The 14,719-nt window shown below is 68.2% G+C and carries 16 protein-coding genes, 1 tRNA gene and 3 pseudogenes; 10 read left to right on the forward strand and 10 right to left on the reverse strand.

Annotation, left to right across the window (positions count from 1 at the left end; translation table 11 throughout):
• Positions 1 to 55: 55 nt before the first annotated feature.
• The 5 genes from AB0I68_RS17770 to AB0I68_RS17790 all read left to right on the forward strand — a co-directional run bounded on the left by AB0I68_RS17770 (position 56) and on the right by AB0I68_RS17790 (position 4,858).
• Positions 56 to 1,837, forward strand: a complete 1,782-nt coding sequence (locus tag AB0I68_RS17770) for an MFS transporter (RefSeq protein ID WP_363178350.1) — start codon at positions 56 to 58, stop codon at positions 1,835 to 1,837.
• 99 nt (positions 1,838 to 1,936) lie between these two features.
• Complete coding sequence (locus tag AB0I68_RS17775; RefSeq protein WP_363178236.1) at positions 1,937 to 2,140, forward strand: hypothetical protein; 204 nt, start codon at positions 1,937 to 1,939, stop codon at positions 2,138 to 2,140.
• 558 nt (positions 2,141 to 2,698) lie between these two features.
• Positions 2,699 to 3,970: a cytochrome P450 gene (locus AB0I68_RS17780; RefSeq protein WP_363178237.1), complete on the forward strand. Its 1,272-nt coding sequence runs from the start codon at positions 2,699 to 2,701 to the stop codon at positions 3,968 to 3,970.
• Positions 3,942 to 4,265, forward strand: coding sequence for a plasmid stabilization protein (locus tag AB0I68_RS17785; RefSeq protein ID WP_363178238.1), 324 nt, complete (start codon positions 3,942 to 3,944; stop codon positions 4,263 to 4,265). Before AB0I68_RS17780 ends, AB0I68_RS17785 begins: the two co-directional genes overlap by 29 nt.
• Before the next feature lie 14 nt (positions 4,266 to 4,279).
• Positions 4,280 to 4,858 (forward strand): type 1 glutamine amidotransferase domain-containing protein, encoded by a 579-nt coding sequence (locus AB0I68_RS17790; protein ID WP_363178239.1) that lies wholly within the window; start codon positions 4,280 to 4,282, stop codon positions 4,856 to 4,858.
• A 129-nt stretch (positions 4,859 to 4,987) separates the two neighbouring features.
• On the opposite strand, the gene AB0I68_RS17795 is transcribed toward AB0I68_RS17790, so the two are convergent.
• From AB0I68_RS17795 to AB0I68_RS17805, 3 genes and pseudogenes are all read right to left on the reverse strand, one after another.
• Entirely contained in the window at positions 4,988 to 5,506 is a 519-nt protein-coding gene (locus AB0I68_RS17795; RefSeq protein WP_363178240.1) for a hemerythrin domain-containing protein, read from the reverse strand.
• 1,190 nt (positions 5,507 to 6,696) lie between these two features.
• A complete protein-coding gene (locus AB0I68_RS17800; protein ID WP_363178351.1) occupies positions 6,697 to 6,840 on the reverse strand; it encodes a hypothetical protein in 144 nt (47 codons plus the stop codon).
• Between the two features lie 6 nt (positions 6,841 to 6,846).
• Positions 6,847 to 6,939 (reverse strand): annotated as a pseudogene (locus AB0I68_RS17805) (hypothetical protein); the annotation flags it as partial.
• Positions 6,940 to 7,112: 173 nt separating this feature from the next.
• Between AB0I68_RS17805 and AB0I68_RS17810 the strand changes: the two are divergent.
• Entirely contained in the window at positions 7,113 to 7,358 is a 246-nt protein-coding gene (locus tag AB0I68_RS17810; RefSeq protein ID WP_363178241.1) for a hypothetical protein, read from the forward strand.
• Between the two features lie 64 nt (positions 7,359 to 7,422).
• Here the strand turns inward: AB0I68_RS17810 and AB0I68_RS17815 are convergent, their stop codons facing one another.
• The 5 genes and pseudogenes from AB0I68_RS17815 to AB0I68_RS17835 all read right to left on the reverse strand — a co-directional run.
• Positions 7,423 to 8,190: a transposase gene (locus AB0I68_RS17815; protein ID WP_363178242.1), complete on the reverse strand. Its 768-nt coding sequence runs from the start codon at positions 8,188 to 8,190 to the stop codon at positions 7,423 to 7,425.
• A gap of 60 nt (positions 8,191 to 8,250) precedes the next feature.
• Complete coding sequence (locus AB0I68_RS17820; protein WP_363178243.1) at positions 8,251 to 8,781, reverse strand: hypothetical protein; 531 nt, start codon at positions 8,779 to 8,781, stop codon at positions 8,251 to 8,253.
• A gap of 227 nt (positions 8,782 to 9,008) precedes the next feature.
• Positions 9,009 to 9,242, reverse strand: a complete 234-nt coding sequence (locus AB0I68_RS17825) for a DUF6213 family protein (RefSeq protein ID WP_363178244.1) — start codon at positions 9,240 to 9,242, stop codon at positions 9,009 to 9,011.
• Between the two features lie 9 nt (positions 9,243 to 9,251).
• Positions 9,252 to 9,677 (reverse strand): CBS domain-containing protein, encoded by a 426-nt coding sequence (locus AB0I68_RS17830; RefSeq protein ID WP_363178245.1) that lies wholly within the window; start codon positions 9,675 to 9,677, stop codon positions 9,252 to 9,254.
• Between the two features lie 165 nt (positions 9,678 to 9,842).
• A pseudogene (locus AB0I68_RS17835) lies at positions 9,843 to 10,386 on the reverse strand (methyltransferase domain-containing protein); the annotation flags it as partial.
• A gap of 2 nt (positions 10,387 to 10,388) precedes the next feature.
• On the opposite strand from AB0I68_RS17835, the pseudogene AB0I68_RS17840 reads away from it, so the two are divergent.
• Positions 10,389 to 10,653, forward strand: a pseudogene (locus tag AB0I68_RS17840) (hypothetical protein); the annotation flags it as partial.
• Positions 10,654 to 10,801: 148 nt separating this feature from the next.
• Here AB0I68_RS17840 and AB0I68_RS17845 read toward each other — a convergent pair.
• Positions 10,802 to 10,874, reverse strand: a tRNA-Arg gene (locus tag AB0I68_RS17845).
• Positions 10,875 to 11,273: 399 nt separating this feature from the next.
• A complete protein-coding gene (locus AB0I68_RS17850) occupies positions 11,274 to 11,957 on the reverse strand; it encodes a hypothetical protein (RefSeq protein WP_363178246.1) in 684 nt (227 codons plus the stop codon).
• Between the two features lie 30 nt (positions 11,958 to 11,987).
• Between AB0I68_RS17850 and AB0I68_RS17855 the strand changes: the two genes are divergently transcribed.
• Genes AB0I68_RS17855 through AB0I68_RS17865 form a run of 3 tightly spaced genes read left to right on the forward strand, consistent with a single transcriptional unit; the run spans position 11,988 to position 14,096 of the window.
• Positions 11,988 to 12,155, forward strand: a complete 168-nt coding sequence (locus AB0I68_RS17855; RefSeq protein ID WP_363178247.1) for a hypothetical protein — start codon at positions 11,988 to 11,990, stop codon at positions 12,153 to 12,155.
• The gene (locus AB0I68_RS17860; protein ID WP_363178248.1) at positions 12,152 to 13,417 is read left to right on the forward strand and encodes an RNase A-like domain-containing protein; all 1,266 of its coding nucleotides are present in this window, start codon (positions 12,152 to 12,154) and stop codon (positions 13,415 to 13,417) included. The genes AB0I68_RS17855 and AB0I68_RS17860 overlap by 4 nt, the downstream gene beginning before the upstream one ends.
• Before the next feature lie 22 nt (positions 13,418 to 13,439).
• A complete protein-coding gene (locus AB0I68_RS17865) occupies positions 13,440 to 14,096 on the forward strand; it encodes a contact-dependent growth inhibition system immunity protein (protein ID WP_363178249.1) in 657 nt (218 codons plus the stop codon).
• Positions 14,097 to 14,719: the final 623 nt, after the last annotated feature.

The following is a 14,719-nucleotide window of genomic DNA, read 5'->3' on the forward strand; positions in this document are numbered from 1 at the left end:
CGGATCCGGTGTGCCCGAGGCCGCCGCCTCCGGCTCCGCTCCCGCGCCCGGCGGCATAGGGGTCCCCGGCATCCTCGGCTGGGCCCGCCGGCACCCGGTGGTGGTCGCCACCGCGCTGGCCGCGGTGCTGCACGTCGTCTGGTTCTTCAGCTTCGCCAACAGCGGGGGCGACCTGGCCGCACAGGACGCCTGGGCCGAGTTCGTCGGCCGCCATCCGGACTCGGCGTACAACCTCGCCTGGTACGGCGGCATGCACCCCGTCTCGTACAGCGTGGTGTCCCCGTACGTGATGTACATGATCGGCGTGCGGACCACGATGATGGTCGCCGGCACGGTCTCGGCCGGGCTGCTCGCACTGATCCTGACCCGCAGCCGCGCCGCGGTCCGCGAGCCGCTGTGGCCGGCCCTGGCCGGGGTGTACGGGCTGCTCTGCAACGCCCTGTCCGGCCGGGTCACCTTCGGGCTCGGCGCGATGTTCGCGCTCGGTGCGGTCGCCGCCGTCTTCTGCTGGCCCCGCACATGGGCGGAGCGGCGCTGGGCCAAGGCCGCGGTGGCGGCTCCGCTCGCCGGCGTCGCGACCGCCTCCAGCCCCGTCGCCGGACTGTTCCTCGGGGTGGTCGCGGCCGCGCTGTTCCTGTCCGGGCGGCGCCCGGGGGCGTACGCGCTGGGGCTGGCCCCGGCGGCGGTGGTCGGGCTGTCGGCCTGGCTGTTCCCCTTCTCCGGGACGCAGCCCATGAAGCTCGGCTCGGCCGCGCCGCCGTTCCTCTTCGGGCTGGCGATCCTGTTTCTCGTACCGAAGCGGTGGAAGACGGTCCGGATCGCCTCCGCCGTCTACGCCGTCGGCGTCCTTCTGACCTGGGCGATCGACTCGCAGGTCGGCTCGAACGTCACCCGGCTGGTCATGCTGTTCGGCGGGGCCGTGCTGCTCGCGGCCCTCCCGTACGCGGTCCCGCGCACCCGGCACTGGTACGCGGTGCTGTTCGCGTTCGTCGGGGTCAACTTCTGGATCACCTCCAACAGCATCACGGACATCGTGCGCACCACCCCGGTGGCCGCCTGGAACCGGGAGCTGGCCCCGCTGGTCGACCAGCTGAAGAAGGCGGGTGCCGAGCGCGGCCGGGTCGAGGTGGTCCCGGCCAGCAGTCACCGCGAGTCCTCGGCCTTCCCCGCGTACGTGAACCTCGCGCGCGGCTGGAACCGGCAGGCGGACCTGGAGCGGAACCCGCTCTTCTACGACGACACCCTCACGGCCGAGAGCTACCGGGGCTGGCTGGACCGCTGGGCCGTGCGCTACGTGGTGCTGCCCGCCGACAAACCCGATTCGGGCGGGGAGGGCGAGGCGAAGCTGGTGCGCGGGGGGCTCCCGTACCTGCAACAGGTATGGGGCGACGCGAACTGGCAGCTCTTCAAGGTGGACGAGCCGACGGACCTGGTGTCCGGGCAGGCCACGGTGGTGCGGGCGGGCGCCGACCAGCTGATCATCGACGTGAAGGCGGCCGGGCGGGTGCTCGTGCGGATCCCGCACTCGCCGTGGCTGGGGCTGGTGGACGGTTCGGGCAGGCCGGTGCCGCCGCCGCAGGAGACGCTCGCGTCGAAGGCGCGCAGAGGGGGCGGGGGCTCGGGCACGCCGCCGAAGGAGTACGCGAACACGGCCGGGTGCCTGTTCAAGGCGGCTCCGGACACCGAGGGCGATGTGTGGACGGAGCTGCTGGCGCCGGGGCCGGGGGTGTACCGGGTGGCGGCGAAGTACCAGCTGCCGCGGGGGACGCCGTGCCCGGAGGAGCTGAGCCGGCGGGTGGCGGAGCCGCCGGAGCACGTGGTTCCGCCGCGTCCTTGATCGGGATTTTTTTACATCCGGTCCGGGTGCGTCGCTCCGTATATCTGCATACCATCCCAATAGTCCGATTGGGTGCTTCCCGAGGGAGTTGACGACGGGATGAGCAAAGAGCAGCAGAAGCAGGATTTCCGAGAGGCCTTCCAGGCCCAGGAGCCGGATCGGCCGCCGCGCCCGGCAGGCCACGGCTTCAGCGGGCCGGTGCGGAGCAAGGTCAAGGGTGGACTGCACACGAAGGCGGCCCTCAAGCGGGCCGGCACTCCGCAGGGTGACCGCATCGGCGAACGCAGTAGAGGCCTGAGCTGATCCCACGACCCACGCCCTATGACCTGCGACCCGCGCCCCGCGTCGCCGGTCGATAGCGGCGGCAGCCCTTCCGGTTCCGGCCGGGAGGGCTTTCGTACGCCTCTGACCAGGGGCTTTGGCTCTTGGTGGGTCTGCGGGCGAGGACCCGGACAACTATGGACGGCCACCGCACCAACGACGTCATCTTCCAGGCCGACTTGGCGCCCCGACCCGGCACCCGCCAGCCCGTGGACGAGGCCACGCCCCGTCAGACCACGGAGAAGGCGCCCGACAAGCCGAGTCCCCTTGACCCACCGCCCAGCCCCTGGTGTCGGACTGGGGCGAGACCACCCTCTTGCGCTCGCTCGACGAGGTCGCCGCGCGCAGCGGTGCCGCAGGCAGTCGAGCAAGGAGCGATGAAATCAAGGAGCGATAAAATCGAGGTGGTGCCGGTATGGCTAGGCAGCGAGGACCATCCGTGATCCTCCGCATCCTCCGCTCCATGGGCTCTTGACCCGTCTGCCGAGACCATCGGACACCGGCCCGAATGCGCGTCCCTGCCCCGGGTAGGTGGATGGTATGTCCGGTCACCACATTGACAGCACCTTGTCTCTGCTGGCCCACGGCTATGCATGGGCACCCGATCTACGCCGGGCCCATGACGACGCGCCGGTCGTGCACGCCCGCCTGGTGGGGCGACCCGCGCTGCTGCTGCACGGTCCCGATGCCGTTGCCCTCTTCTACGACGAGAGCCGCGTCGAGCGGCACGGTGCGCTGCCGTCACCGGTGCTCGACACCCTCTTCGGCAGGGGAGCGGTGCACACCCTGGACGGAGCACGGCACCGGGCGCGCAAGGAGCTGCTGGCATCGCTGCTGATGTCACCCGAGGGCATCGGTGGCCTGACCGCGCGGGTGGAGAGCGGCTGGCGCGAAGCCGTGACCCGCTGGGAGGGCCGCGCAGTGGTGCTGTTCGACGAGGTGGCAACGCTGCTCGCGGGGGCGATATGCGACTGGGTGGGTCTGCCGGCCCCGGGCGACGCGGCCCGAGAGATCGCCAAGGACTGCGTGGCCATGGTGGACGGGTTCGCCACCGCTGGACCCCGGCACGTACGCGCCCGCCGTGCCAGGCACCGCCAGGAGCGGGACCTCATGGCCGCCGTGAACCGCGTCCGCGCAGACGACCCACACCTGGCTTCCGGGACGGTGCTGGAGACGGTCGCCCTCCACCGTGGGGCGGACTCCGCCCTGCTCGATCCGCACACGGCGGCCGTCGAACTCTTGAACATCATCCGTCCGACCGTCGCCGTCACCTGGTACGTCACCTTCGCCGCACACGCGCTCCACCGCCATCCGGGCCGGCGTGACCAACTGCGCATCGACAGCCCCGCCCGCGCACGCGCGTTCGCTCACGAAGTCCGCCGGTTCTACCCCTTCGTGCCCTTCATCGCAGGCCAGGCCGCCCGCGAACTCACCTTCGCCGGTGACCAGATCCCGGCGGGTACCCTCCTCCTGCTGGACGTGTACGGGCACCATCACGACCCCGCACTCTGGGACCGGCCGTACGACTTCGCCCCGGAGCGCTTCCTGGACCGCGAACCCGGCCCCGGCGAACTGATCCCCCAGGGCGGTGGCGACGCGCGGACCGGCCACCGGTGCCCGGGTGAGGACATCACCCTCTCCCTGCTCACCGCTCTTTCGTCGGCCCTCGCCGCCACCGACCCCGCCGTACCGCAACAAGACCTGTCCATCCCGCTGAACCGAATCCCCACCCGACCCCGCAGCGGTTTTGTCATCGAGGTCTCATCCCAGGCAAGGAGTCACCATGCCCCGCGGTTCCAGTCCCAAGCGTGAACGCCAGTACGAACACATAAAGGAGGGTGCCGAGCAGCGCGGTGAGAGCCCGAAGCGGGCCAAGGAGATCGCTGCCCGCACCGTCAACAAGGAACGCGCCCGCGCGGGCGAGTCGAAGACGGCGAGCCGCTCCTCCCTCAACGACACGTCCTCCTACAAGCGCGGCGGGCAGCACTCCGACAGCGGTTCCCAAGGCCCGACGAAGGAGCAGCTCTACAACGAGGCCAAGCAGCGCAACATCAAGGGCCGCTCCCAGATGGACAAGACGGAACTCAAGCGCGCTCTCGGACACTGAAGGAAGTGAGGGCCGTGCGCATCGCGTTCCTGACTGCACCCTCGGGCGTGGAGGAGATCGAACTCACCGCACCCTGGAAAGCGGTGGGGGAGAACGGCTGGATCGCGCAGCTGGTCTCGACCGCTCCCGGACGGGTCCAGGCGTTCAGGCACTTCGACAAGGCGGGTACCTACGCGGTCGACCACCTGCTCGCCGGTGACACCTCGGACACCTTCGACGCGCTCGTCCTGCCCGGCGGGGTCGCCAACCCCGACGCCCTGCGCATGAACGAGCGGGCGGTCGGATTCGTACGGAGCTTCTTCGACGTCGGCAAGCCGGTTGCGGCGATCTGCCACGCACCCTGGACCCTCGTGGAAGCGGATGTCGTACGGGGCCGGACGCTGACCTCGTGGCCGAGTCTGGCGACCGACATCCGGAACGCGGGCGGTACCTGGGTGGACGAGGAGGTACACGTTTGTCACGCGGCGCCCGCGACGCTCGTTACGAGCCGCAGGCCGGCTGATCTGGCCGCGTTCTGCGCCGCATTCGTGAGGGAGTTCGCGGCCGGGGACAGCCAAGGTCCCCCACCGAGGTCCACGCCTGGCTCGCCGTAGGCGTCCCCCGTCATCGGCACTGGAACGTGCGCGTCTGGCCTTGTGGCACTTCCGTGGGATGGCTGACGGAGAGAATGCTGCGCATAAACCCCCGGATCCGGCTGGACCGGGCCCGCGGCTTCACGGTGTCTACGCAGTCAGCTCGGCCAGTTTGCTCAGCGCCGACGGGTGCGGGCGTTCCGGCGCCCGTTCGCGTACCGCCGCCGTCTGCACGCCGATCGACTGCAGTTCCTTGCGGCCCAGCGCTTCCCGCACCTGCGGGAACCACTCCTGCTCCTCGGCCGCCAGGTGCCGCTCCACAGTGTCGATCAGCACATGCAGCTTGGCGGCGTAGGACTCGTCGCCCGGCTGCATGCCCGCAAGCTCGCGGGCCAGTACGTCCGCCACGTGGTGCTCCTCCTGGAACTCCAGCACCAAGGGTGCGGTTTCGGGCATGAGCCGACGCACCTGCGGGTACATGACCTCTTTCTCGACGAACATGTGGACGGTCAGTTCGTGCAGCAACTCATTCACGATCTCGCCCTGCCCGCTGGTGTCCCCGGCCAGCCCTTCTGTGCCCTGATCTCCGTCCGCGGCACGGCAAGCGCGGATCAGTTTCCGTACCCGCTTGTGATCCTCCCTGAGCATCACGATCGCATCAGTGGACATGACCGACACCTCGTGATCTCAATCCGGCGGGCGGCGGCCTGCTCGCCGGCCATGGGCGCCTTCGTGCGGCGTGATGTCCACGGCCTTGTCCAGGTCGGTGCCGGCAAGTCCGGGCTCCACGGGGAGAATGGGAATCTCCTTCGCATGATGTCGGCAGACATGACTGCCTCCTTGCACGCGCTTCCATTATCGCGCGTCTACCCCGCTCAGACCTCCTCAAGACCGGCTGAGACCGGGCATGGCGGAGCCCGATGGGAGCAGACGCCCGGCATGACGGCGACCGGATGGCAGCGGCGGGGAAGCCTGGGAGACGAAGGGAACCCATTCCGGTCGCACGTCATGTGGCGGATTCGGAGGCCAGTCAGGCCGGCCTGTGCGAGGAAACCGGACTGACCGTGACCCAGGTCGAGGCAGCCGCGACACGGCATCACAAGCCCGGCCGGACGTAGCGGGCCCCGGCCCCGCAAGGGCGGGTTTGATCAGGTGTGCAGGCGGGTCCCCGCACCGGCGTCACCCTCCCGCTCCAGAGTTTGGGCGAGCACTCGCGCGGTGGAACGCAGACGGGAACCAATCGATGGAGGACGGCGGAGATTCGACCGGACGCGAGCGGGCAGGCGAAGGAGCGAGGAATGATTCCCGTAATGAGCTGGATCACCATGACGAACGCGAACGCATACACGCACAGGAGCAGGGGCGGGCCCCCGAGGACCGGGCCGCCGCCAACCCATCCGCTCCCGTCAGGCTCGGGCCCGGTTCCTCATACACCGAGGCCGGTCCCCAGTCCCGTCCCGGGACCGGAGCCGATCCCTGAACCGCCGCCGACCCCTCCACGCCGGTAGGTGCCGGCCAGGCCCCGACAGCAGGGAGAAAACATGGGTACTCCTCCAAATGATCCCGTACCTCCCAGCCCGACCCCTGCGCCGGGTCCCGGCCCCGGTCCGCAACCCGGACCCCTGCGCCGGGTCCCGGCCCCGGTCCGCAACCCGGACCCTTGCCTGGGCCGGTCCCGGCTCCAGGGCCGGACCCGGTGCCACCCGCCCCGCCACAGCCTGAACCCGATCCACAGCCGTCACCCGCCCCGCGACCCGATCCGCACCCGCAGCCGGGCCCGCTGCCCGGCCCTGTACCCGCCCCACAGCCCGCCACACGAGGGCAGGCAGGCGGTGGGATACTCCCGCTTTAGACGAGGCTTAGCCGACGACGGCCACCGCGAGCGGGTTGTTGCCGACGTGGATGGTGGCGATCACCCTGTTGGTGCTGGTGTTGATCACCGAAACCGTGTCGCCGCTGCGGTTGGCCACGTAGACGCGGGGGCGGGACTGTTCCGCTGCCACCCCGATGGGCGTGTGACCGACGGGGACGGATGTGACCGTGAGGGCGTTGGTGTTGATCACCGACACCGTGCTGTCACCGGCGTTGGTCACGAAGGCGCGGGCACGGGACGGCTGACCTCGCTGCTGCGACCGGCCCTAGTGGGCATGCCCCAGGGGCCCCGCTCCCGGCGGGGCCCCTGGGTGGTGACGATCTGTTCGTCCGATCGAGGGAACATGCGGACCGCGCGGCTGAACTGTCCGCATGGCGCCCGCCTTGCGGACAAAATGCACGCATGACGTTTAACCCGAATGAAACTGTCTATCTCATCCAAGACCACAAGATCGGTGAGGACGGCTGGCTCCCCAAGGGGCTGCGTGGCACGACGGGCGACCCGGCCAAGGGCGAGTCGTACGAGGCGAGCATGAACGCCAGTGCCAAAGCCGAGAAGAACGACGCTGGGACGAGGGTGTGGGTCCTCTTCGAAAACCAGGTCTGGACGAAGGTTCCGGCGGACGTTCTGTCCAACCAGCCCGCCTAAGGACTGTCCCGTAATTGATCTTCGGGCGTCTCGGGCCGGGGTCGATGCTCGGCGGTCGCCCGCCTCACGCCGCCTGGAGGATGTTGTGCAGGCGGGCGATGCCGAGCATCGCGTGGTGGACGCCGTCGCCCTTGAGACGGCAGTCGCGGAGGATCTTCCAGGTCTTCATCCGGGCGAAGACGTGTTCGACGCGGGCGCGGACCTGCTTGTGCTCACGGTTGTGTTCGGCTTGCCACTCGGTGAGCTCGCCGCCCTTGGGTCGGCGGCGAGGGATGACCAGGCCGGTGCCCGGGTAGCCGCCGTCGGCGATCGTCGTGGTTCGGCCGACCGCGTCCTTGGCGCCGGATTCCTCCCAGGCCTTGCAGTCGTTCCGGTTGCCGGGCAGGGGCTTGCCGACAGCGACGACCAGGCGGGTGTGGGCGTCGATGACCACCTGGTGGTTGGTGGAGTACCGGTAGTTCTTGGACTGCTCGGCGATCGTGTGGTCGCGGGTCGGAACCAGGGTGCCGTCGACGATCAGCACGGTGCCCTTGCGGAAGCGTTGCCGCGGCTTGAGCGCGAGCAGCGGGCCAATGTGGTCGATGATGCGGGCGGCCGCCGACTTGGACACCCCGAATAGTGGCGCGAGCTGTCGCAACGTCAGTTTGGTGCGCCAGTAGGCCGCGACCAGCAGGACCCGATCCTCAAGGGGCAGACCCCACGGTCGGCCAGGGCGAATATCATCGCCACCCTCGCGACGCAGGGCCGTCATCAGCTTGCGAAAGTCGCGGGGGCTCAACCCGGTGAACGGGGTTATCCAAGAGGGCTCTGACGCCTTGATCACACCAGCCACACCGAGATCATCTCATCCGCTCTGACACCCGACTCGGCCGGATCTGGACCGACGAACCCATCAGGCAGGTTGGCGGCGCCGGTAGTAGGCCCAGGCAAGAGCCAGCACGATCGGACCCCACAGCAGCGCCGGGCTGATGCACACCCGGGCCAGGGCCATCCACCACCCGTTGCTGAACCCCACCTCGGGCACGATGCCCGCCCAGGCGAGCGGCATGAGATCGAACATCGCCACCAGGGCCAGGCCGCCCAGGACCGCCGGGATCAGGGCGGCGAGCGGGGGCACCCGACGGCCGCCGACGAACGGGATCCAGCGCGGGAACAGCTCGCCCCAGCCGGCCACCAGCCCAGTGGTCAGCAGACACAGCGCCTCGGTGAGCACACTGAGGCCAACGACGTAGCCCGGCGCCCACCAGGGCAGAGGCGGCCGGTGCGGCTCGACCGTGCCCATCGTGAAGCCGACGGCGAACGGGAGCCGCCACAGGCAGTGCGGCAGCACGATGAACGGGAGGGCCTTGGCCAGACTCAGAGCCCAAACGGGGACGGGGCGCTCGGTGTCGCCAAGCGGAAGGGCGAGACGTGTGATCGGCATGACCCCACCGTTGCCGAACCTCAACGACCGTGCGTCAGCCACACGACCGATCACGATCCCCCACGAGAGCTACCCCTCCACCGTCCTGGCGGCTGACCGTTGGTAGAACCAGGGCGGCCCTGCCAGAGAGCAGTTACGGGACAGCCCTTAGGGGCAATGCCGTTCATTTGCGGCAATGTCAACGGCATTGGCCTGAGACGAGCTCCTGATCCGAGAGGCCGGAGGGACTACTGCTGCGGTCTGGATGTAAATCCGATGCATTCGACGTCGATCTGATCGGCGAGTTCATTCAGAACGCGGGACAGGTCAGTGACGGTCTGCTCATCGCCGCGCATCTCTCCGATATCCGTCGAGCGCAACCAATCGGCGGCGAGGCTGCGCAGCAGAGCGGTGACGTGGCCTGCTGGTATCAGCAGATCGCCGTCAGGGGCGGGAATCAGCGGTATCGACACCGTGATCATGGAATCGCCTCAGCCATTGGACTCGGCGGTCGAGATGTCCGCGAGGGCGGAGTCCGGGTCGCCTTCGATCGCGAGATCGCCCAGGGTGACGATACCGACCAAGCACCCGTCCTCCTCGGTCACGGGAAGCCGCCGCAACGCGTGTTCGTGCATGAGGTCCGCTGCTCGACCGGGAGCGTCCTGCGGTTGGACAGTGACGGGGGCCGGGCTACAGACGGCACGCACGGTGGTTTCGGCAGGGTCCCTGTTCTCGGCGATTGCTCGGATGACGAGATCCCGGTCGGTGAGGATGCCTTTCAGGCGTCCGTCGTCGTCGACAACGAGAAGGTCACCGATGTCCGCGTCGCGCATGAGACGGGCTGCCTCGGACAGCGACGTCAGCGTGCGGGCGGTGACGGGGTGGCCGGTCATGAAGTCCTGGATCTGCTGTGCCATGGCAGCCTCCGCTTCTGGCGCCAGATTAACCCTTCACCGAAGCGGCTGCCCGGTCGCAGCAGAGGCAAGCGCAGACCGGCCGATCGGGTATCGCGGCCCTCCTCGCCGCCTGACAGCCGTCGGTTGGAAGGTTTATCCGCTCCCACTGGGGCACGGAAGGCTCCATCACGGCCCGAGGTTACGTGCGGCTACACGCTGGCCGCAGACGAGAATCCCGCCGAGGCAGGTGACGCGGAACGAGCCCTCCGCCCGGATCGTTTCGTCCACCCGTTCCCGGGCCCGCTCGACGGTCTCCTTGAAGGGGACGCCCATCTGGTCGGCCCACGCCTCGTACGAAGCCAGGTGGGCGACCACAGGCTCGGCGTCGGTCACTTCGATCACTCCGGGGGGCGCCCAGAAGGGCGGGGGCGTCTTCCAGGGTGAAGCGGGCGGAGAGCTGTACTCGGGCGGGGCCTTCCGGGATGCCGAGGACGTCGCCGGCGGCTCGTCGCCAGAGGTCCTCCAGTTCACGCTTGTCGGTCCTGCTGTTGGTGGACGCGATGGCGATGCCGCCCCTGGCCAGAACGCGCCCCAGCTCCTGGGCGGCTCGGGCCTGGTCCTCGACGTGGTAGAGCATGTGCATGGCCAGGACCGCACCCAAGGCCCCGTCCGCGATCGGGAGCCGCTGGACGTCCGCGGCCACGGCTCCTGCGATGCCCGCCAGGATGCCGGGGAGAGAAGCCCTCCCCCGTGATGGTCTGGACGCCGGAGCACACCGGTCTCTTCCTCGACCACATCGCCGAGGACCGGCTGTACGCATGCCGAGTGGGAGAGCGCGTGGGTGGAGACGGGCCGCGTCTTCACCCGCAAGAACGGTGAGCTCCTCCACCCGGCGAACGTCACGCGCCGCTTCATCGAGCTGTACGAGGAGATCGGGCTCCCGCCGATCCGCCTCCACGACCTGCGCCACGGCGCCGCGACCCTGGCCCACGCTGCTGGGGCGTGCCGATCCGTCGGCAGCAATCCCGGAGGCCGACAGCACGTCCGCTCACGCACCGCTCACGCAAACGGCCCCGGACGAGGAGTCCGGGGCCGAGTAGAGCGCCTCGCCGGGAGGAAATCCCAGGGCAGCGCCTTGCGTGCTGTGCCCCCGGCAGGATTCGAACCTGCGACACCCGCTTTAGGAGAGCGGTGCTCTATCCCCTGAGCTACGAAGGCCGGGGCTTGTCGGAAACGTTGCCGGAAACCCCAGAGGGATTGTCCGAGCCGCTTCGGCAAGCGTGCTGGTCGGATGACGTGCGCACGCCCGGGCGGAGGTGCCCTCGCGGACACTTTCCCCGGCACACGCCTGGTAGTCGTCTGACCGCTGACAGCCTAGCGGATCGTGCTGGGAGTGGTCGCATGGATTGCCGTGGGAGTGGGCCTGAGGCGAAGGCATCGTCGTGACCTGGGGTTTCTGAGCGTCTGAGGTGGTGGGTGGGGAGGCCGGGGGTGCTGCACGGGTGTGGGCAGGCTGCTGGAGCATCCGTTCTGTTCCGCTTGTCATGGATGGGGCCTTTTTAACGGAGCGACGGCCGCGCCCTGGGGTGGGCGCGGCCGTCGTGGGGTCGAGGGGTGTCAGGCGATGCGGAGGACCTGTTGGGCGTTGATGCGGGCCTGGAGGTGGATCTGGTGGCTGGTGGCGTTCTGGGAGAGGGCGAAGCCGAGGACGAAGATCTTTTGGCGATCCACGCCGTAGGCAATCATGCGGCGATTCCAGAGGCTCTGGTCGAATTGGCTGTGTACGGACTCGGAGTCGGCGCGGTAGGGGTAGAGGAGCTGGTGGGTGAGGCTGGCCTCGGGGATCTGCTGAAGGTATTCGGCTCGGTGGAAGCCGCGTTCGCTGTCGCTCTTGATGCGCTTGCCGGTGTCGACGCAGCGCAGGGTCCGGTCGGCAGGGGTGGTGGTGATGCCGACGGGGACGCGGTAGTCGTGGTCGCCGTGGCGGCAGGGGATCTTGAGGACGTGGTACCAGCGGCTCTTGGCGGCTCCCGCACGGTGCTCGAGCTTGGTGATGGGGAGGGGTTCGAGGATGCGGGTGCCGTCGTCGATGCGGATGCTCTCGGCGATGCGGCCTTGGTCGCACCAGAGCTCGTGACCGCTTCGGCAGGGGCTGATGCGTTCGTAGAAGACGGGGGCGACGGAGCCGTGCTGCTTGTTGATGGCCAATAGGCCGGCCCGGGCGAGGGCGTCGCGGTGGACACCGCGGAAGGCTCCGTCGTAGACGACGCCCATGCAGTGGGGCAGTGCGTCCTTCAGCACGCGGAACTGGCGTAGCCGATCGTCGCCCAGATGGAGAAGTCCGCAGGCATCATCAAGGATGGCCTGGCGAGCATCCACACGGCGATGACCGACATGGCGGACGGACACATAGAAAACGATGCTCTGATCGGGGCCATGTTCCGCAAGATCACACCCCCGCCCCACGGCGAGCCCGGCGCTTCGGGCCACCAGCAGTGAGCACCAGCGACAAGGTCCGGGAGGTCGTAACCGACGTCACCGGCATCGAGTGGCCTGCCGGAAACGTAGGCAAACTGCGTGACATCGCCAACGCCTGGCGGACGTTCGCCGACGACATGGAAGACATCGCAGCGGCCTCCAACAAGGCCGCTCAGACACTGATTTACAACAACACCGGCGAGGCGATCTCCGCATTCGCCGATCCCTTCTGGGCCCGCTATTACGGCGACAAGAAGGGCTGGCTCCAAGACCTCGTCGACGGCCCACGGTCGCTTGCCGACGGGATCGACAAGTACGCCGATGCCGTGGCCGACGCGAAGAAGAAACTCGACCGCGAACTGGAGATCGCCGGCGCCGTCATCGTGGCCGGCACGGCCCTGGCGTTCTTCACCCTCGGAGCCACCGAAGTCGCAGCGGCGGCCGCCACGGCCACCATCGTCGAGCTTGCCGCGACCGTGGGCGTGGCCCTCACGACCGAGGTCGCCATCATCGCCGGCACCGTCTTCGCGACCGCAGCCATCGCGGGCATCGAATCCGTCACCGTCGACCTCGCCGTCGCCCAGCCGCTCAAGATAGCGGCCGGCGTCCAGACCGGCGGCCTCAACCTGGACGAAGCCCGGGACGCCGGAGTCTACGGAACCCTCACCGGCGGAGCCTTCGGGGGAGCCGGGAAGACGTTCCAGCTCGCAAGGGAGGGTGGCGGCTGGGGCAGCCTTCTGGGCGGTGTCCGTCTGCCGGGCTACACCCCGGAATTTGCGTTGCCTAACGGGCTCGGGGCCGAAGCAGGCGATCTCGGCATGCTCCTGCGCGACGGAGAGCCGAACGCGTGGCCTCGTAACAAGCGCAAGGGACCAGTCAATCCCAAATACCGTGCCGATGTCCCGGGTGACGAAGGGATCAACGGCTCGCATACCATCGAGCGGCACGTGAAGATGACTACGCGTGACCTGCGTACGCGCCTTCGACTCAGCCCCAAGATGGATGCGGCATCAAGGTACATAGATGAGGAGTCGGCCCAGAGATTCACTGATGCTGCGATGCTGAGACACCAGAAAAATATCGACGAATGGCTCGCTAAACCCAAGAGCACGAAGATAGATTTCTCTATGCGCTTCGACGAGGCAACCGGCATGATTCTAACGCGGGAGAACTTCAAGCGCGGAACCGCCGCGCAATGGGTGAACGGCGTACAGGTGGTCCTGAAGCGTGATCCATCCGCTGCGAGCGGCTACCGAGTTCTCACTTCATATCCTATTCCGTAGCGCGAGAGTAAGGCACGAACAGGTGACACCGTCGGACGACCGTTTTCGTGAGCTGCGTCAGCTCCTGTGTTCTTATGAGGAGACTGGTTTTGTCTTCGATGACACAGAGAAGCGTAGCGGAGTTGCGCTCAGTGCCTACCTCAGGCAAGCCGCGCTCGATCCCGCGCGTGCAGTCGAGGCGGCAGCGGAAATCGACGATCTCCTAGAGACCGGCCTGTTCAATGATGAGATCGCGGATGACGTCGATCTTTTGCCTCACATCCGCCCTCCCCGCGGGGGGACGGTGGAGGGCTGCCTTGCCGTTATCGGCGGGCACCTCCGGCGGTTCCTTGCAGAACCGGTGCCACCCTCTCAGCTGCCTCCTGAGACCGCATGGGAATGGAGAGAACGCTTTCCTGAACTCTCGCACCTGATGGCAGCATACTTCCATCAAGATTTCTCACTGGAGTACTCCTCGCACAGAGAAGCCCTGGACGACTATGTTTCAGGCGCTGAAGAGAGTGACCTCCGGCAGGTGGCGGGCGAGATCAAAGAATTCCTGATCCTCAATGAATCGGATCAACTGCTCAAGAAGTCGGCGGCTACGCTGGGGCTCAGTATTCTCCCGCCGCAGGGTGTGCGGCTGCGTCAATGGTTGATGGATGTGCGGGAGATTATTCTCCACCACCCCCAGGGATGAGTGGCAGGTAGTAGGCACTCGCTGACGCTCGATTCCCAGCTCGCCCGGCGGAGCCTCTGCCGGGTGTTGCCGAGCAGCTTGGCCTCAGGCGGTCGATCGCATTGCTCGGCTCCAGTGGTTGCGCCCAGAGCCTCGCGATGGGCCTTGCCGAAGGCGGCGTGAAGCTTGGCGGCTTCAGGAGGCAGCGCGGTGTCGGTGCCCAGGATCACCGCGCGGCTTTGGCGGGCCTTGATGCCGCGCAGCCGTTTTGGCCTCGTCGGCGCCCGGACCGGCCTGTACGGAGGTGACGCCTTCGGCGTACGCCTTGAGCGGACGGCCCAGGGCGATCTCGAGCCAGATGGCGCTGAGTTCACCGAGCGGCTTGCGGTCGAAGCTTCACGAACAGGCGCTTGCCCTTCCGGGCGAGTCACGGAGAACGGCGCCGACCTCGTCGCCCCTTGCACGCGAGGTGGGTGCGGACGGCGCCGCCCCCTCACGAGGGCGGTGGGCAGGGCGCCGATGTGGGCCTCGTCCTCACCACGCCGCACTTCTACCGGTTCTGCGTGATGAGTTCGGAGATCCGGCCGACCAGCGGGCGCAGTTCCTCGTGGTGCTTGCGCGCGATGCGGGTGCCCGAGTTCGCG

The sequence above is a fragment of the Streptomyces sp. NPDC050448 genome (assembly GCF_040655295.1).
GTDB lineage: Bacteria > Actinomycetota > Actinomycetes > Streptomycetales > Streptomycetaceae > Streptomyces.